The following is a 17,072-nucleotide window of genomic DNA, read 5'->3' as shown; positions in this document are numbered from 1 at the left end:
ATGAACTGTCCTGAGCAAGAATTTCATGGTTTTTTCTTAAGTAAGCCAAGGCGTCGAAAATATGTCAAAGGTCAGAGTCTTTCGCACCGAGGTATTTCCGCAACAGCGGTGGTCCTTGTTCGGATAAAAGTTCCTGTGCGGGTCCTTTGGCCGCGATCGTGCCATTGTCGAGAAAGACCAGGGTCGACCCCATGCGCAGCGCATCGTCAGGATGATGGGTGACCATGACCACGGTCATTGCGGTTTCGCGCTGCAGGGTTTCGACGAGGTCAAGCATTGCATGGCGCAGCGCCGGGCCCAGCGACGCAAAAGCTTCGTCGAGCAGAAGTACCGGCCGCTTTCGCACCAGAGCTCGCGCAATGGCGACGCGTTGGCGCTCGCCGCCGGACAAGGCTTCAGGCTTCCTTTGCTCCTTGCCGGCGAGACCGACCTTTCGGATTGCTTCCATGATTGCGGCACGGTCGGCGTCGTCAAGGCGCAAATCCGGCCGACGGCCCAGTCCGACGTTGGCCGCGACATCGAGATGAGCAAACAGATTATTTTCCTGAAACACCATCGAGACGGGCCGCTCGGCAGGCGCGGCGTGGGTCACGTCCTTGCCCTCGATGAAAATGCGTCCAGACTTTGCCGGCTCGAAGCCGGCGATGAGGTTAAGCAGCGTCGATTTCCCCGATCCGCTCGGCCCGATGATGGTGACGATGGAGGAAGGCTCGATGACAAGGTCGAAATGCATCGCCATCTCGCCATAATCGAAATCCACCGATTCAAGGCTGATTTCTGCGCCATGCCGCGATCCTTCACTGAAGTGTTCAACCATCGCTACGCACCTCGCGTATCTTCAGGCGGTTTGCCCCCCTGTCAGCAAGGATCATCAGGAGCAGGCACAGGCAGCCGAGTATGAGGGCGAGACCGGCCGCATCCTGAGTGCGATAGCTGCCCATGCGCTGCAATAGGAGGTAAGGCAGCGTCTGTACAGCGTCATTTCCAAAAAGCGCGATCGTTCCGAGATCGCCGAGCGAAAGCGCCATTGCGAATGCAAAGGCAATCCACAAGGGCTGCCGCAATACCGGCCAGTCGATGAGGCGGAGCCGGTTCCATCCCCTGATGCCCAGTTCCGCGCAGAGCCGGTTATGGCGGCTCGCCGCCGTATCCCAGGCCGGCCGCAGAATGCGGTATGCAAATGGAATTGCCATCGCCGCATTGACGCTGACGACCATGACCGGCGCAAGCCTGAACGGATCGACGAAATGGCGCGACAGGATGAACCACCCCGCTCCGATGACGATCGGTGGCACAATCATGATGAGGCTGGCGCCAAGGTCAAGGGCGCGTTCGAAAATGCCGGGCGTTCCGTAACGGCGGCGGTTTGCGGTGTCCTCGCGTGCCGTAACGAGGACGAGTGAAATCAGCGTTGCAAGAAGGCCAGCGCCAGCGCCAAGGCCGAGGCTGGTAAGGATTGCCCGCCACACCTGCGTTTCGCCCAGTAAGCGCCAAAGGTCGGCAGAAAGACCGGAAACCACGGTGCCTGCCATTGGCAATCCGACGAAGAGCACGCCGACGAGAATGAGGATAGTATCCAACGACCTTGCACGGGCATAGGGCCTATCGAAGCGCCGGGCCGTCGTGCGCAGGCTGAAACCCTCCTCCGTAGGACGGCCGGCGATGCTGAGGAGCAAAAGTACCGCAACTGTCAGGGTCAGCTGCAACAGGGTGAGCGATACGGCGCGCGCGATATCGAAGTCGAAGTGGAGCGCCTGGTAGATCGCCACTTCCAGCGTTGTCGCGCGCGGCCCGCCGCCAAGCGTCAGCACGATGGTGAAAGACGTAATACACAGCATGAAGATCAGCCCGGCAATGCCGGCAAGATTGCGCCGTATTACCGGCCATTCGATCAGGCGAAACTGCGCCAATGCGCGCATGCCGAGCTGAGCGGAGAGCTTCCAGTAATCTTCCGGAATTGAATCGAGGCTGGCGAGAATGAACCGCGTTGCCAGCGGCAGGTTGAAGAACACGTGGGCGATCAGAATGCCAGTGAGGCCGTAGATGTTCGGTATGATTTCAGAGCCGGATTGCGCAAGCAGTGCAGCGAGAAGGCCGTTGCGTCCGTAAATGCTGGTGATTCCGAGCACAGCGACAAGCGCGGGCAGGGCTAGGGGCAGGGCGAAAAGGCGCAAGATCATCGGCCGCCCCGGAAAATCAGGATTGGCATGGAGGGCCCGGGCCAGCGGGATGGCAAAGGCGATCGAGAGCAGCATTGAAAGAACGGCCTGCAACAGGGTGAAGCGTGCAACTCTCCACAAATAGCTGTCGAATGCAGCAAAGCCTTCGGTATTGCCACGCAATGCCTCGCTCAGGAGACCGAGCAAGGCTCCCCCCGCAAGCAGGGCGAGAAAGGCCAGGGCGAGTGCCCCGGCCAAAGGTTTGAGGGAGATGGTGGGCGTCAATGCGTTACAGGCTCATCGACGCAAGCCACTCGTCGATCCAGGCCTTGCGGTTCTTGGCGACTTCCTCCGGCGAGAACATCAGGGTCGTTACGGGCTTTACCAGCCTGTCGAAGGCCGGGTTCAGCGGCGCGCTGGTTTTTGCCGCCGGGAACATCCAGTTGTTTTCCGGGATGGCGTCCTGGAAGGCGGGCGAGGTCATGAAGGCAAGAAATTCCTTGGCCAGCGGGTTCTTCGCGCCCGTCGTGGTCTGGCCCGCGACTTCAACCTGCAGATAGTGGCCTTCAGCGAACGACGCCGCCTTGTAGCGCTCGGTCTTTTCGGCGATCTCGTGATAGGCAGGAGATGTCGTATAGGAGAGGACAAGCGGCGCTTCACCCTTGGTGAAGAGGCCGTATGCTTCCGACCAGCCGGGCGTAACGGTCAAGACGCGGTCCTTGAGCTTGGCCCAAGCTTCCCCCGCCTTGTCGCCATAGACCGATTTTACCCACAGGAGCAGTCCGAGGCCCGGCGTCGAAGTACGCGGGTCCTCTATGACGATCTTCTGTTTCGGATCGCCTTCGACGAGGTCCTTGAGGCTCGCCGGAGGGTTCGTCAGCTTCTCCGTGTCATAAATAACGGCAAAGTAGCCATAGTCGAAGGGTACGAAAGTATCGTCCTTGTAGCCACCCGGAATTGCTACTGCCTTCGTATCGATGCCGTGCGGCGCGAAGAGGCCGGTCGCTGCCGCTTCATAGGTGAGGTTCGTATCAAGACCGAGTACAATGTCCGCCTTCGTTGCAGCGCCTTCGAGCTTCAACCGGTTAAGAAGGGCAACGCCGTCCGTCACGGCAACGAAGTCGACCGTGCAACCGCACTGTTTCTCGAAAGCCTCCTTAACCTTGGGGCCGGGGCCCCACTCGGCGGTGAAGCTTTCATAGGTATAGACGGTGAGCTTGCCTTCGGCGTTGGCACCCGCCGGGAAAGCGAGTGCCAGCGCACCTATTACGAGTGCAAATTTCAATAATGTTGTTAGCGGCCGCATCGGCGCCTCCTTAGCTTGGTGTTCAAAAGGATTGGTGCGCCGGCTATGATGCCGCGTCTAATCCCTCCGCCGGTACAAACCGGATCAGGTTCCGCGGGTTGGCAGGTGTTTCACCTTGTGCCTCTCAGCCTGTCATTTCTGGCAGGCACCCCGTTAGAGCGTTGCAAAGATTAAAGAAAAACATTGGTCGGCGCAAGCCGATTGCCCGTCTTGCGTGTGGTTGCGATCGCAATGCCGGCGGCCGGTTAATCCGCGCTGATTAACCCGGATTTGTGTGAAGCCATGCGTCCCCGAATCTGCTAGATTTCCCTTCAGAACAATAAGAAGACTAAGGGGGCAGAAATGTTCGAACTCACGGATGGGGCCATGCTGGTGGTCATCGCCATCGCCACGGCAATCGGGGCTTACATATTCTACGGTATCTCGCTGGTGCAGCTTACAGGGTTTTAGCGTTCGCACGCGTGCCCTTGCCCGGCAGCTTCATGTCACGCTGAACGACGCTATGCGGCGAGGGTGCCGCATGCTATGGCCGCGTCATGAGCAAGTTTGTCATTCTTCTCGGCGGAACCGTCCACGCCAATGATCGCCTTAGGGACCTCGTCGCCGGTGCCCGCGTCCTTGCGGCTGATGGCGGCATAGCACACGCCGAAGCCCTCGGTCTCGAACCCGAACTTTGGCTCGGCGATTTCGATTCGACGTCGCCCGAATTGGACCGGCGTTATGCGCATGTTCCCCGCTCGGTTTTCCCGGCTGCAAAGGATATGACGGACGGCGAGCTGGCGCTCAACGAGGCCTATCGGCTCGGCGCAACGGAAGTCGTTCTATGCGGGGCGTTCGGCGGTTCGCGCACCGATCACACGCTCCTGCATCTCACCATGGCGACGGCCCATGCGGCCGAGGGCCGCAAGATAATCCTCTCCAGCGGTGATGAAGAAGCGCATCCGCTGGTCGCAGGTTCCTATAGGTTCGATTTTCCCGAAGATACGCTGTTCAGCATTGTTGCATTTTCGCCATTGCACAGCCTTTTTATCGAAGGCGCGCGCTGGCCGCTGCAAAATATGGAACTTTCTTTCGGTTCATCGCTTACTGTCTCGAATTCGGTACGCGGAACTCTCCGGGTATCGCTCGATTCAGGTAAGGCAATCCTGATTGCTGCCTTGCAACCGGCGTCCGGCTTGTAAAAAAAAGCGCTAGATGCAATTGTTGCAGGACAGCATTGGGGACGCAAGCTGTTGAAATTTGGTTCTAACAACGGGAGAGGTCTTCCATGTTGAAAAGTTTGTCCACGATTGCAGTCGCCGGACTCCTGGCGTTTTCGGCCGCCGGGTGCACCACTTCTGATCAGCGCGTCGCCGGCTACGGCGTAGGCGGTGCGGCATTGGGTGCATTGGCTGGTGGTGCAATCAACGGTGGCAAGGGCGCCCTTGCAGGTGCTGCAATCGGCGGTGCCGGTGGTGCTTTGGTTGGTGCTGCCACCAACAACAATAGCAATCGTTATTGCACATACGAGAATCGTTATGGCCAGCGTTATCAGGCTCCGTGCCGATAATCGGTTATTTCTAGCATGAGAGCAGGCCGGGATTTTCCCGGCCTGTTTTTTTGGCCAGGCGGAATAGCCCAACGACGCTACTGAACGTAGGTGAGCGTGGCGTACGCAGACCCTCCTTCGGCTTCATACAACCATGATCCTCGGTCCACGAGCCGAGAATGTCGACGAGGGCTCCGCCATAATTTGTTGGTAAGCGCGACGGAAAACTTTCTTCTGCCTTATTGGCACAGCAGGGTCCGCCGCATCTGTTTTGGACATGAAAGGATTTGTCATGAAGTTACGTCTGACCGCGATTGCGGTATCCGCGCTGCTGGCCGTCTCTGTTGCCGGTTGCGCAACGAGCGAGCAAAACGTACGTGGAGGGACGGGCGCCCTGATTGGCGGTGGCCTGGGTGCGATTGCCGGCCAGGCGCTGGGGCATGACACGAAGAGCACGGTGGTTGGCGCAGCAGGCGGTGCCTTGCTCGGTGCCGCAATCGGCACCGTAACGACGCCGCAAGGCCAGACGCAGAACCTCTGCCGCTACCAGCGGCGTGACGGCTCGATCTATACCGCGCCTTGCGAAGGCAATGGCGGCGGCGCCTATGGCGGCAGCGGATACTGATTTTCAACGCATAGTCCAACGACAGGCCGGAAAATTCCGGCCTGTTTTATTTGACAGAGGCACGTTTCTCGCCGAAAAGGCCATGCGCCCGGCCACCCCGGTCTGCCTGTACCGCTGGATTTGATTTCTTCATGGCCCCACCACTGCTTCGTCTCGACCAGATTGCGCTGACATTCGGCGGCACGCCGCTCCTGACCGATGCTGCGCTTTCCGTCAGCGAGGGTGATCGCATTGCCCTGGTTGGACGCAATGGTTCGGGTAAATCGACGCTGTTAAAAATCGCGGCCGGCTTCATTGCGCCGACCGATGGCGAGGTGTTCAAGCATCCGGGCGTGACAGTGCGCTATCTCGCGCAGGCGCCGGACATGGATGGATTTGCAAATGTCCACGACTATGTGGAAGCTGGGCTCGGACCCGCCGACGACCACTACCGCGTCGGCTATCTGCTGGAACATCTGGGGCTTACCGGCGAAGAAAAGCCAGACAATCTCTCGGGCGGCGAGGCGCGCAGGGCGGCCCTTGCCAAGGTGCTCGCGCCGCAGCCGGATATCCTGCTTCTCGACGAGCCGACGAACCATCTCGACCTGACGACGATCGAATGGCTGGAAGGCGAACTTCGCCAGATGCGCTCGGCCCTCGTGGTCATTTCGCATGACCGGCGCTTTCTCGAAAACGTCAGCCGTGCGACGGTGTGGCTGGATCGCGGCGTTACGAGACGGCTCGAACAGGGTTTCGCCGGCTTTGAGGAGTGGCGCGACAAGATCCTCGAAGAAGAGGAACGCGACCTTCACAAGCTCGGGCGCCAGATCGTGCGTGAAGAACATTGGCTGCGTTATGGCGTCACCGCGCGGCGCAAGCGCAACATGCGCCGCCTTGGCGAATTGCAGACCATGCGCAGCGAATTCCGCAATCACCGGCGTGCGCAGGGAACGGCTGTCCTGAAGGCCAGCGACGCAAGGGAATCGGGCAAGCTCGTCATCGAAGCCGAGCATTTGTCCAAGGCCTACGGCGATAATATCCTGGTCGATGATTTTTCGACGCGCATCCAGCGCGGCGATTGCGTCGGTTTCGTTGGGCCGAATGGTGCCGGCAAGACCACGCTTCTCTCCATGCTCACCGGCCAGCTCGCATCCGACAGCGGCACGCTGAAACTTGGCACCAATCTTGAAATCGCGGTGCTCGACCAGAGGCGCGACAGCCTCAATCTCGAACAGACGCTATCCGACTATCTGACGGACGGGCGCGGCGAGAACGTCATCGTCAATGGCGAGCAACGCCATGTCGCTTCCTATATGAAGGACTTCCTGTTCCAGCCGGAGCAATTGCGCACGCCGATCCGCGAACTTTCCGGCGGCGAGCGGGCGCGGCTGATGCTGGCGCGCGTTCTTGCCCGGCCCGCAAACCTTCTCGTGCTGGACGAGCCGACCAACGATCTCGACATGGAGACGCTCGATCTGCTGCAGGAACTGGTCGCGGGCTTTCCGGGAACCGTGCTGCTTGTAAGCCACGATCGCGATTTTCTCGACCGTACGGTGACGTCGGTGATCGCGCCGGAAGGCAATGGACGCTGGCTCGAATACGCCGGCGGCTACACGGACATGTTGGCGCAGCGCAAGGAAGCGCTGGCGACACGCAAGGAAATCAAGGGCGCGAAGGCGTCCGCCGCGACGAGCGACGCAGGAAAAGTGGCGCCGGCGCGAGAGGAAAAGCGCAAGCTATCCTACAAGCAGAAATTCGCGCTCGAAACGCTGCCGGCAAAGATCGAGACGCTGCATGCGGAAATTGCCGCGCTCGAAAAGAAACTCGCCGATCCGGACCTCTTCGCCAAGAATGCCGGTCTCTTCAACAAGACCGTCGACGACATCGCCAAGAAGCGGCATAGCCTCGAAGCGAATGAGCACGAATGGCTCGAACTCGAAATGCTGCGCGAAGAGATCGAAGGCTGAAATCATTTAGTCCAAGGTAGGGGTTGCCCCCGACGCGCTCCTGCAAGAGATTGCCGGCTTTCCCACCTGTCCGGAGCCGGAACCTTGGTCGATTGGCGCGTGCTAGCCGAGCCCTTGCGCTCTATTCTTCATATCTATTGGCGACAATCGCGCTGGGCGCTTCTCCTGATCGCAGCGGTAGTGGCCCTGTCGGCTGTTACATCGGTCATGGCCCCCTATTTTTTCTCGCGTTTGGTCGATCGCCTTGGCGCGGACAAACTTGCCGAGAGCTTGCTTTTGAGCTGGGTGACATATGCCGTGTTTCAGGGTTTGCAGACGGCGCTGGAGCGCGTCGTTCAAAGCCTGTCGTTCATGAATGCGCAAAACGTCAATTTCATTGCCGGGACGAGCTTTTTCGCAAGGTTGCTGCGAAAGCACGTCGCCTTCTTCATCGATCATAATCCTGCGGAGATTCAAAGCGCCCAGTCGAGCGGCCAACACGCGCTCGCCGGCGTGATACAGCTTGGGATGCTGGCAATCCTGCCAGGTTTAATCCGCATTACGCTGACCATGGTCATGCTCGGCGCAACGATCAACTGGGAAATTGCCGCGATTGTGTTGGGCTACGGTGCGTTCTTCATAGCCGCTACCTACTTTTCAAACAAATGGGAACGGCCCCATCTCGATGTAGCCATTGAAACGAGCCAGGAAAACGCGCGCTTTGTCGGCAATTCGGTCAATTCGATGGAAACGCTGCGCTATTTCGGAAGCGCGAACTGGCTAGGAGAGCGCTTTGCGGAAAATGCGCGGACGGTTCGCGCGAAGTGGCGAAAATACGTAAATATCGAAATTGGATTCGCCTGCGTCCATGGAACGGCGCTGGCGCTTCAACTGGTAATCGCTTTCGTTATCCTGCTTCCGCGTTATCGGGCCGGCGAACTCTCGGTAGGCGATGTCGTATTGTTCAACATGCTGTTGTTGCAGCTCAATCAGCCGTTCGAAATGATCGGCTATGCCATCGACGACCTGGTGAAGTCCTATTCCGAATTCTTGCCATTCGCACGGATGTGGATGGCGCCGGAAGAGCCTGAACCCAGCACGAACAATGTGTTTACCCTCGTCAAGGGAACCCTGTGTTTCGACAAGGTCGCTTTTGGCTACCGCGAGTCCAAACGACTGAAAGACATTAGTTTTTGTGTCGAACGCGGATGGGTGACCTTCATCACCGGCGAAACCGGTGCATGCAAATCGACCCTGTTCAAGCTTGCCCTGAAATCGCTGGAGCCGCAATCAGGGCGCATTACGGCGGACGGGGTCGATCTGAAGACCATTGCACGCTCCGACTGGTTCAAGGCGATCGGCGTCGTGCCGCAGGAAATCATGCTCCTGCACGACACGATCGAGGCGAATATCGTGCTCGGCCGGCCGCTGGACCGCGAGCTGCTTCTCAATGCGGCCGCCAACGCCGCCATCGACGATTTCATCGCACAGCTTCCCGAGGGTTTTGCGACCGTTGTCGGGGAGCGCGGCTTGAAACTCTCAGGCGGCGAGCGCCAGCGTATCGCCATTGCCCGTGCGCTCTACGCCAATCCGAGGATGCTTCTGCTCGATGAGGCGAGTTCCGCTCTCGACGAGGGTACAGAGGCCGACATCATGCAAGGGCTGCGCCGTTTGAAAGACGAGGTAACCATCATCGCCATTACCCATCGGAAAACGGTTATCCGCCCGGAGGATCGTGTTATCCGGCTCGCCGATGGCTGCGCCTTCGTGTCGTAACGATGTTCTAGTTTGGCTTGGGCGAAAGCTTGGTCGTCAGCGTCTCGATGCGGTTCGTTACTTCCGAAAGCACACCGGTGATTGCCGCATCGTTCTTGTCGGCGCGCATCAGGGCCTCGTCCCGGCTCTTGCGCAGGGCCTCGGCTTCGTTGTCGAGCCCCTTCACCCGCATCTGCAACTCGTTGAACTCGTCCATCACCATGATGCCGGCCATGACCGTGAGGCGCAGGTCGCCGATCTCGCCAAACGAGGATTTAAGGTGAGTGACATATTGATCGAAACGCTCCGCGAGGCCGGTCAGGTGCTGTTCCTGGCCTTCGTCGCAGGCCATGCGGTAGGCCTTGCCATCGATCGTTACGGTAACAGTGGCCATGGCGTAAGCTCCCTTCAGCCCTTCAGCGGTCCAGAACGGTGCGGATGGATTCCATCGCGGCCACGAGACGGCGCGAAACTTCCTTGTTTGCGGCCTCCAGACGCTCGGCGCGTCCCTCGGATGCATCGAGTTCCTGGGCCAGCTTGCGCCGGTCCATGTTCATGCGCTGGACTTCTTCTTCGGCCTCGGCGAAATCGCCCTCGTGCTCCAATCGCATGTCCACCGCATCCTCGAGCGCGGCCAAAGCTTTTCCCAATCGTTCAAGGACCTGTTTGAGGGTGGCCTCCGATGCCATTTTCGCTTCCCCTTATGTGTCGACCTTTTCGCGAATCGCAAAAAAGAAGAACAGCTTATGGACTGGAGTCTAGAGGTTGCATGAACGTTGCGTCAATCAATCCGCGCTGTCATGACCAAGTCATGCACCGATAATCGAATGACGCGCGGGATTACCGGCGATCAAATTTTGTCGCAAACCGTGACAAATCACCGGATTTGGGGCAATCGGACCGGCCAATAATGCCCGGCTTGGGGCTGGTTTTATTGACTCCCTGATGACACCTGCTATGTGTCGCGTGCCTTTTGGATATTGTCTGACCGGCTTCCAGAAACGGCGTCTCCTTTCCTCCACGAAAGACGGTAACCATGACCAATTCTGAAAAATCCAACCAAATGGCCAATGCAATCCGCTTCCTGTCGGCGGAGGCCGTTGAAAAGGCCAATTCGGGCCACCCCGGCCTTCCCATGGGCGCAGCCGACATTGCGACCGTCCTTTTCACCAAGTTCCTCAAGTTCGATCCGAAAGCGCCGCAATGGCCGGACCGCGACCGTTTCGTCCTGTCCGCGGGTCACGGCTCGATGTTGCTCTATTCGCTTCTCTACCTCACCGGGTACGAGGACATGACGATCGAGGAGATCAAGAATTTCCGCCAGCTCGGCTCGCGCACAGCCGGCCACCCGGAATATGGCCACGCCTCGGGCATCGAGACGACGACCGGCCCGCTCGGCCAGGGTCTTGGCAATTCGGTTGGCATGGCGCTTTCCGAGCGCATCATGAATGCGCATTTCGGCAATGACCTTGTCAATCACCACACCTATGTCATCGCCGGCGACGGCTGCCTCATGGAAGGCATCAGTCAGGAGGCGATCGCACTTGCCGGTCACCTGAAGCTCAACAAGCTCGTCGTTTTCTGGGATCACAACAATATTTCCATTGATGGCCCTGTTTCGCTTGCCGACAACACCGACCAGCGCGCCCGCTTCGAAGCGTCGGGCTGGCATACGCTCGAAGTCGACGGCCACGACCAGGCGGCTATCGCCGCTGCCATCGAGGATGCGCACAAGTCCGACAAGCCGACGATGATCGCCTGCCGCACGACGATTGGCTTCGGTGCGCCGACCAAAGCCGGCACCAACAAGGTGCATGGCTCGCCGCTCGGCGCGGAAGAGCTCGCCGGCGCCAAAAAGGCGCTCGGCTGGACCGCCGAACCCTTCGTCGTGCCCGCGGACATTCTGGAGGCATGGCGCGCTGCGGGTCAGCGTTCGTTGAAGGAGCATGCTTCCTGGAGCAACCGTCTCGCCTCCGTTGACGCCGGTATGCGCGCGGAATTCGAACGGCGCGTTGCGGGCGACCTGCCTGCCGGCTTCGAAGCCGCAATCATCGCTTACAAGAAAAAGCTTTCGGAAGAAAAGCCGAAGGTTGCCACGCGCAAGGCGTCCGAGATGGCGCTCGAAGTCATCAATGGCATTGTCCCGGAAACGATCGGCGGATCCGCCGATCTGACCGGTTCCAACAATACCAAGACGACGCAGACGAAGAATATCACCCCGGAAGATTACGGCCAGCGCTATGTCCATTACGGCATCCGCGAGCACGGCATGGCAGCAGCGATGAATGGCATCGCGCTGCATGCCGGCCTTATTCCCTATTCCGGCACTTTCCTCACGTTCTCCGACTACGCGCGCGGCGCGATGCGCCTTTCCTGCGTGATGGGCATCCGGGTGATCTATGTCATGACGCATGACTCGATCGGACTTGGCGAAGACGGTCCGACGCACCAGCCGGTCGAGCACCTCGCTGCCCTGCGCGCCATCCCCAACAACTACGTATTCCGCCCGGCGGACGTCGTTGAAACCGCGGAATGCTGGGAGATCGCGCTGAAATCACGCAAGCGCCCCTCGACCCTGGCGCTCACCCGTCAGAACCTGCCGACGGTGCGTACCGAACATGTCGATGAAAACAAATGCGCCTACGGTGCCTACGAACTCGCCGCCGCAAGCGGCAAGGCCGAGGTAACAATTTTCGCAACCGGTTCCGAAGTCGAGATCGCGCTCGCAGCCCGCGACCAGCTTGAAGCCAACGGTCATCCGACCCGGGTCGTTTCCGTGCCGTGCTTTGAACTGTTTGAGGAACAGAGCGATGATTACAAGGCGAAGGTACTTGGTGATGCGCCCGTCAAGGTCGCGGTCGAAGCGGCAATCCGCATGGGATGGGATCGCTTCATCGGTCTCGACGGCATCTTCATCGGCATGACCGGTTTTGGCGCCAGCGGCCCGATCGAAGAGCTTTACAAGCATTTCGGAATCACCGCGGACGCAATTGTCGCAGCGGCCGAAGGCAAGTTGAAATAACCAGACGATTTCCAGCATAATCCAACCAAGGGCTCCTAACCCTCAGGGAGAGACAGAAATGACAGTTCGCGTTGCAATCAACGGTTTTGGCCGCATCGGCCGCAATGTTCTTCGGGCAATCGTCGAATCCGGCCGCACCGATATTGAGGTCGTTGCGATCAACGATCTCGGCCCAGTCGAAACCAATGCTCATCTGATGCGCTATGATTCCGTTCACGGGCGCTTCCCCGGAACCATCACGGTTTCCGGCGATACGATCGACGTCGGTCGTGGGCCCATTAAGGTGGCCGCCGTACGCAACCCGGTCGAATTGCCGTGGAAGGAACTCGGCGTCGATATCGCGCTTGAATGCACGGGCATCTTCACCGCCCGCGACAAGGCTGCAGCGCATCTCGAGGCTGGCGCCAAGCGCGTCATCGTTTCGGCTCCGGCGGAAGGCGCGGACCTGACTGTCGTTTTCGGCGTCAACGACCATAAGCTCACCAAGGAGCATATGGTCATTTCCAATGCCTCCTGCACGACGAACTGCCTTGCGCCGGTTGCCTATGTGCTCAACGAAGCGGTGGGTATCGACCATGGCTTCATGACCACGATCCACAGCTATACGGGCGACCAGCCAACGCTCGACACGATGCACAAGGACCTCTATCGCGGCCGTGCCGCAGCTTTGTCGATGATCCCGACCTCAACCGGCGCTGCCAAGGCCGTCGGCCTCGTGCTACCGGAACTCAATGGCAGGCTCGACGGCACTGCAATCCGCGTGCCGACGCCGAACGTGTCGGTTGTCGACTTCAAGTTCATTGCCAAGCGCCCGACCACAGTTGCGGAGATCAACGAAGCGATCAAGACCGCTGCCAACGGCAAGCTGAAGGGTATTCTCGGCTACACGGATTCGCCGAATGTTTCGATCGACTTCAACCACGACCCGCATTCCTCGGTCTTCCACATCGACCAGACCAAGGTCATGGACGGCACCTTCGTGCGCATCCTTTCCTGGTACGACAATGAATGGGGCTTCTCGAACCGCATGGGCGACACCGCGGTCGCGTTCGGCAAGGTGATCTGATTGGTCACGCTTTGACGGTTTCAGGATGGCGGGTCGACAACACCCGCCATTTTGCTTTTGATGGTTCACCAATCTTTCTGGCCCGCAGGGCCGGGTAAATAGTCCATAGAGGGTAAGACGATGCCAGCTTTCAAAACGCTTGATGACGCCGACGTTGCAGGAAAACGCGTCCTTGTGCGCGTGGATTTGAATGTTCCTGTCGCCGATGGCGTCGTCACCGACGCAACCCGCATCGAGCGTGTCGCCCCGACCATTGTCGAACTTTCAGACAAGGGCGCGAAGGTGGTCCTGCTCGCGCATTTCGGCCGGCCAAAGGATGGTCCGACGCCCGAATTCTCGCTGAAACCCATCACCAACGCCGTCTCCAAGGTCATCGCCCGCGATGTTCAGTTCGCAGAGGATTGCATCGGCGAGAAGGCAGCGGAAGCAGTGGCGAAGCTCAACAACGGCGATGTATTGCTGCTGGAGAACACACGCTTCCACAAGGGCGAAGAAAAGAATGATGCTGCTTTCGTCAAGGCGCTTGCGGCAAATGGCGACATCTTTGTTAACGATGCGTTCTCGGCAGCGCACCGCGCCCACGCCTCGACCGAAGGACTAGCCCGTGTTCTGCCCGCCCATGCCGGTCGCACCATGGAGGCGGAACTTAAGGCTCTCGAAAAGGGCCTCGGCAATCCGCAACGTCCTGTCGTCGCCATTGTCGGTGGCGCCAAGGTTTCTTCCAAGCTCGACCTTCTCGGCAATCTTGTGCAGAAGGTCGATGCGCTCGTCATCGGCGGTGGCATGGCCAATACATTCCTCGCCGCACAGGGGGTAAAGGTCGGCAAGTCGCTGTGCGAACACGATCTGGCCGCGACAGCGCGCGAAATCATGGCCAAGGCGAATGCCGCAAACTGCACGATCATCCTGCCGGTCGATGCGGTGGTGGCATGGCATTTTGAGGCAAACGCCCCGCACCGTGCCTATGGTCTCGATGCCATCCCTGAAGACGGGATGATCCTTGACGTCGGTCCGCAATCGATCGAGCGGATCAAGGGCGCCATCGATGATGCAAAGACGCTGGTGTGGAACGGCCCGCTCGGCGCCTTCGAACTGCACCCCTTCGACCAGGCGACAGTCGCTGCAGCCCGGCATGTCGCGGCACGTACGCGGGCCGGCCAGCTTGTTTCCGTCGCCGGCGGCGGCGATACGGTCGCCGCGCTCAATCATGCGGGGGTTGCCGACGATTTCAGCTATGTTTCGACAGCTGGGGGCGCCTTCCTGGAATGGATGGAAGGCAAGCCGCTTCCAGGCGTCGATGTCTTGAAGAAATAAGTGCATGAGACACCTTGCCCTCCCCGCTTGAGGGGAGGGTCAAATCGAAGCGACGGGCAGAGCCGAAATCCTCGGCTTTGCTGCCACCGCTCGATAGGTCAGCGTGGGCGCAACCCGGCGTTGAGCGATTTTCCAGTTAACGAACAAAAGAAAATGTTATGCTGTTAAATCGGTTGAAAAAATTTCAATCGTTTCAATAGCTTGGATCGCCATTTTGTTTCCCCTAGGCTTCTGATATGCGCCAACGCATGGGAAACGGAGTAAAATAATCTATGAGCGAACGCCTGGAAGATATCGCGATTGCAATGGTTGCTGACGGCAAGGGGCTTCTTGCTGCCGATGAGAGCACCGCAACGATCAAGAAACGTTTCGACACGATCGACCTGGAATCGACTGCCGATAGCCGGCGCGACTATCGCGAGATGCTGTTCCGTTCGCAGGATGCGATGCGGAATAATATTTCCGGCGTCATTCTCTACGACGAGACGATCCGCCAGAGCGCCAAGGACGGCACGCCGTTCGTCGACATCATGAAGGCCGATGGCTGCATTCCTGGCATCAAGGTCGATGCCGGCGCAAAACCGCTTGCGGGCTACCCGGGCGAAACAATCACCGAGGGCCTCGACGGCCTGCGCGAGCGCCTTGCCGAATATTATGGCCTCGGTGCACGCTTTGCTAAATGGCGCGGGGTCATCTCGATCAGCGACACATTGCCGACATGGGGTGCCGTCAAGCAGAATGCGCAAGCGCTCGCCCGCTATGCCGCGCTGTGCCAGGAAGCCGGCATTGTGCCGATCGTCGAGCCGGAAGTGTTGATGGACGGCAAGCCCGGCACGCACTCGATTGAGCGTTGCTACGAGGTGACCGAGCTCGTATTGAAGACAGTCTTCGCCGAACTCTACGATGCCCGTGTCAAGCTCGAAGGCATGATCCTCAAGCCGAACATGGTCATCGATGGCCAGAAAGCCCGCAAGGCTTCAGTGGACGAAGTCGCAGAACAGACCGTGCGCGTCCTGAAGGCGACCGTGCCGGCCGCCGTGCCGGGTATCGCGTTTCTTTCCGGCGGTCAGAGCGACGAGGAAGCGACTGCGCATCTTTCGGCGATGAACGCGAACTTCACGACGCCGTGGAAGCTGACCTTCTCCTATGGCCGCGCCCTGCAGGCTGCGGCGCTGAGCGCCTGGAAGGGCAAGTCGGAGAATGTCGCGGCCGGCCAGCGTGCCTTTACGCACCGCGCCAAGATGAACGGTCTTGCTGCGATGGGCGGCTGGAAGAAGGACCTCGAAAAGGCCGCTTAAGCGTTTTTTATCTATAGAAGCGTATCTGATGGACCCGGGCTGGTATCAGTCCGGGTTTTTTCGTGGAGTATTCAACCGCGCATGACATCGCCGTTCCATCCCCTCCTCAGCTGGCTGCTCTACCCGGTCTACGCCTGGCAGGGCATTGGCGTGCGGCTCAGGACGGAGCGCATGGCGCCGCCTGCAGGTTTGCCTGTTGGGGAGATTGCGGGCAAGGATCCGGCCATTCGATTGCTTGTTATCGGCGATTCGTCTTCGGCTGGCGTCGGTGTAAACGATCCATGGCAAGGGCTATGCGTCAGGCTTGCCGTGCATCTGCAGGGTCGTACGGGCCGCAAGATCATCTGGCGCGCCGCAGGGTTCAATTCGGCAACCTCGGGCCAGTTGCGCGATCATGTCGTTCCCAACCTCGAACGCGGCATGTGGACCCATATCGTTCTGACAACCGGAACGAACGATACCAAGAATTTCCACTCACTGCCGCGTTTCAAACGGGAGTTCGGCGGTCTGCTCTATGCGCTCAAGGCAAAGTGGCCGGAGGCTCAGATCGTCTGGTCGAAGGTCATCGATTTTCGCGATGTGCCGGCGATGCCGAAACTGCTCGGCCGCATCCTCGAAGGGCGCGCTGATGCGATAAACAAGCTCGGCGAACGCCTTTGCCGTGAGCGCATGGCCGTCGCCGCGACGCGGCTTCCCATCGAAGGGCCGGAGGGTTTTGCTGCGGATGGGTTCCATGCTTCGGCGCTGGGATATGACGCCTGGGCGAAGCATCTGGTGCCGTTCATTCTCAACCGCGCCGAGACCGAGAACGGGCAGGAATTGCTTTAGGAAATCCGGGTGAAACGCACATGAGGGTCAGAATATCCTGCATCTTCGGACGCGGAACTGATCTAACCCGCATGCCCGATCACCACCACCAGAAACATGGCCAGCATGGCGCCAGCGGCGATCTTCCAGAAATCTCCGCGCTTCTTCATGCCTGGCCAACCGAGCGGCTTGATGATGTGAAGCACCATTATCAATATCAGTGCAATGGGCAGAATCTTGAGCATGGTGTCCGGCGGTTGGAGGCGG

At 59.2% G+C, this 17,072-nt stretch carries 16 protein-coding genes and 1 riboswitch; of the genes, 10 read left to right on the top strand and 6 right to left on the bottom strand.

The annotated features are described in order from the left end of the window. Positions 1-64 precede the first annotated feature (64 nt). The 3 genes from thiQ to thiB are packed head-to-tail and all read right to left on the bottom strand — an operon-like array spanning position 65 to position 3,465. Positions 65-817: a thiamine ABC transporter ATP-binding protein gene (gene thiQ / locus HQ945_RS14515; protein ID WP_113281482.1), complete on the bottom strand. Its 753-nt coding sequence runs from the start codon at positions 815-817 to the stop codon at positions 65-67. Then, a complete protein-coding gene (gene thiP / locus HQ945_RS14510) occupies positions 810-2,444 on the bottom strand; it encodes a thiamine/thiamine pyrophosphate ABC transporter permease (protein WP_174208226.1) in 1,635 nt (544 codons plus the stop codon). Before thiP ends, thiQ begins: the two co-directional genes overlap by 8 nt. A 4-nt stretch (positions 2,445-2,448) precedes the next feature. Next, complete coding sequence (gene thiB, locus HQ945_RS14505; RefSeq protein WP_113281484.1) at positions 2,449-3,465, bottom strand: thiamine ABC transporter substrate binding subunit; 1,017 nt, start codon at positions 3,463-3,465, stop codon at positions 2,449-2,451. Between the two features lie 44 nt (positions 3,466-3,509). Continuing rightward, a riboswitch (TPP riboswitch) is annotated at positions 3,510-3,628 on the bottom strand. 373 nt (positions 3,629-4,001) lie between these two features. On the opposite strand from thiB, the gene HQ945_RS14500 reads away from it, so the two are divergent. From HQ945_RS14500 to HQ945_RS14480, 5 genes are all read left to right on the top strand, one after another. Then, complete coding sequence (locus HQ945_RS14500; RefSeq protein ID WP_113281485.1) at positions 4,002-4,646, top strand: thiamine diphosphokinase; 645 nt, start codon at positions 4,002-4,004, stop codon at positions 4,644-4,646. 86 nt (positions 4,647-4,732) lie between these two features. Next, positions 4,733-5,014, top strand: coding sequence for a hypothetical protein (locus HQ945_RS14495; protein WP_027231165.1), 282 nt, complete (start codon positions 4,733-4,735; stop codon positions 5,012-5,014). 271 nt (positions 5,015-5,285) lie between these two features. Next, on the top strand, positions 5,286-5,618 hold the full coding sequence (locus HQ945_RS14490) for a glycine zipper 2TM domain-containing protein (protein ID WP_091921023.1): 333 nt from the start codon (positions 5,286-5,288) through the stop codon (positions 5,616-5,618). Positions 5,619-5,749: 131 nt separating this feature from the next. Next, entirely contained in the window at positions 5,750-7,564 is a 1,815-nt protein-coding gene (locus HQ945_RS14485) for an ABC-F family ATP-binding cassette domain-containing protein (RefSeq protein ID WP_113281486.1), read from the top strand. 84 nt (positions 7,565-7,648) lie between these two features. Next, positions 7,649-9,319, top strand: coding sequence for an ABC transporter ATP-binding protein (locus tag HQ945_RS14480; RefSeq protein WP_175585030.1), 1,671 nt, complete (start codon positions 7,649-7,651; stop codon positions 9,317-9,319). Positions 9,320-9,326: 7 nt separating this feature from the next. Here HQ945_RS14480 and HQ945_RS14475 read toward each other — a convergent pair whose 3' ends face one another. Next, entirely contained in the window at positions 9,327-9,692 is a 366-nt protein-coding gene (locus HQ945_RS14475; RefSeq protein WP_027231168.1) for a cell division protein ZapA, read from the bottom strand. Between the two features lie 22 nt (positions 9,693-9,714). Beyond that, positions 9,715-9,987 carry a DUF4164 domain-containing protein gene (locus HQ945_RS14470; protein WP_027231169.1) on the bottom strand — a complete coding sequence of 91 codons (273 nt, stop codon included), beginning with the start codon at positions 9,985-9,987 and terminating at the stop codon, positions 9,715-9,717. A gap of 347 nt (positions 9,988-10,334) precedes the next feature. Here HQ945_RS14470 and tkt point away from each other — a divergent pair, with 347 nt between their 5' ends. The 5 genes from tkt (at position 10,335) to HQ945_RS14445 (ending at position 16,826) form a co-directional block, all read left to right on the top strand. Continuing rightward, positions 10,335-12,320 carry a transketolase gene (gene tkt / locus HQ945_RS14465; RefSeq protein WP_027231170.1) on the top strand — a complete coding sequence of 662 codons (1,986 nt, stop codon included), beginning with the start codon at positions 10,335-10,337 and terminating at the stop codon, positions 12,318-12,320. 58 nt (positions 12,321-12,378) lie between these two features. Next, entirely contained in the window at positions 12,379-13,386 is a 1,008-nt protein-coding gene (gene gap, locus HQ945_RS14460; RefSeq protein WP_113281487.1) for a type I glyceraldehyde-3-phosphate dehydrogenase, read from the top strand. Between the two features lie 120 nt (positions 13,387-13,506). After that, positions 13,507-14,700 (top strand): phosphoglycerate kinase, encoded by a 1,194-nt coding sequence (locus tag HQ945_RS14455; protein WP_174208225.1) that lies wholly within the window; start codon positions 13,507-13,509, stop codon positions 14,698-14,700. A gap of 272 nt (positions 14,701-14,972) precedes the next feature. Beyond that, complete coding sequence (locus HQ945_RS14450) at positions 14,973-15,998, top strand: class I fructose-bisphosphate aldolase (RefSeq protein ID WP_027231173.1); 1,026 nt, start codon at positions 14,973-14,975, stop codon at positions 15,996-15,998. 81 nt (positions 15,999-16,079) lie between these two features. Next, positions 16,080-16,826 (top strand): SGNH/GDSL hydrolase family protein, encoded by a 747-nt coding sequence (locus HQ945_RS14445; protein WP_113281488.1) that lies wholly within the window; start codon positions 16,080-16,082, stop codon positions 16,824-16,826. A 62-nt stretch (positions 16,827-16,888) separates the two neighbouring features. Here the strand turns inward: HQ945_RS14445 and HQ945_RS14440 are convergent, their stop codons facing one another. Further along, positions 16,889-17,050 (bottom strand): hypothetical protein, encoded by a 162-nt coding sequence (locus HQ945_RS14440; protein WP_174208224.1) that lies wholly within the window; start codon positions 17,048-17,050, stop codon positions 16,889-16,891. Positions 17,051-17,072 lie beyond the last annotated feature (22 nt).

It is taken from the genome of Phyllobacterium pellucidum (assembly GCF_013327855.1).
Taxonomy (GTDB): Bacteria; Pseudomonadota; Alphaproteobacteria; order Rhizobiales; family Rhizobiaceae; genus Phyllobacterium; species Phyllobacterium pellucidum.
This window is presented reverse-complemented; position numbering and strand designations above follow the sequence as displayed.

What these genes read in the sequence shown, in the direction of transcription:
- HQ945_RS14450 (WP_027231173.1), top strand. Translation starts at nt 14,973, where the DNA reads ATGAGCGAACGCCTGGAAGATATCGCGATTGCAATGGTTGCTGACGGC.
- HQ945_RS14470 (WP_027231169.1), bottom strand. Translation starts at nt 9,987, where the DNA reads ATGGCATCGGAGGCCACCCTCAAACAGGTCCTTGAACGATTGGGAAAA.
- HQ945_RS14495 (WP_027231165.1), top strand. Translation starts at nt 4,733, where the DNA reads ATGTTGAAAAGTTTGTCCACGATTGCAGTCGCCGGACTCCTGGCGTTT.
- HQ945_RS14445 (WP_113281488.1), top strand. Translation starts at nt 16,080, where the DNA reads ATGACATCGCCGTTCCATCCCCTCCTCAGCTGGCTGCTCTACCCGGTC.
- HQ945_RS14475 (WP_027231168.1), bottom strand. Translation starts at nt 9,692, where the DNA reads ATGGCCACTGTTACCGTAACGATCGATGGCAAGGCCTACCGCATGGCC.
- gap (WP_113281487.1), top strand. Translation starts at nt 12,379, where the DNA reads ATGACAGTTCGCGTTGCAATCAACGGTTTTGGCCGCATCGGCCGCAAT.
- HQ945_RS14440 (WP_174208224.1), bottom strand. Translation starts at nt 17,050, where the DNA reads ATGCTCAAGATTCTGCCCATTGCACTGATATTGATAATGGTGCTTCAC.
- HQ945_RS14500 (WP_113281485.1), top strand. Translation starts at nt 4,002, where the DNA reads ATGAGCAAGTTTGTCATTCTTCTCGGCGGAACCGTCCACGCCAATGAT.
- HQ945_RS14455 (WP_174208225.1), top strand. Translation starts at nt 13,507, where the DNA reads ATGCCAGCTTTCAAAACGCTTGATGACGCCGACGTTGCAGGAAAACGC.
- thiB (WP_113281484.1), bottom strand. Translation starts at nt 3,465, where the DNA reads ATGCGGCCGCTAACAACATTATTGAAATTTGCACTCGTAATAGGTGCG.
- thiQ (WP_113281482.1), bottom strand. Translation starts at nt 817, where the DNA reads ATGGTTGAACACTTCAGTGAAGGATCGCGGCATGGCGCAGAAATCAGC.
- HQ945_RS14490 (WP_091921023.1), top strand. Translation starts at nt 5,286, where the DNA reads ATGAAGTTACGTCTGACCGCGATTGCGGTATCCGCGCTGCTGGCCGTC.
- tkt (WP_027231170.1), top strand. Translation starts at nt 10,335, where the DNA reads ATGACCAATTCTGAAAAATCCAACCAAATGGCCAATGCAATCCGCTTC.
- HQ945_RS14485 (WP_113281486.1), top strand. Translation starts at nt 5,750, where the DNA reads ATGGCCCCACCACTGCTTCGTCTCGACCAGATTGCGCTGACATTCGGC.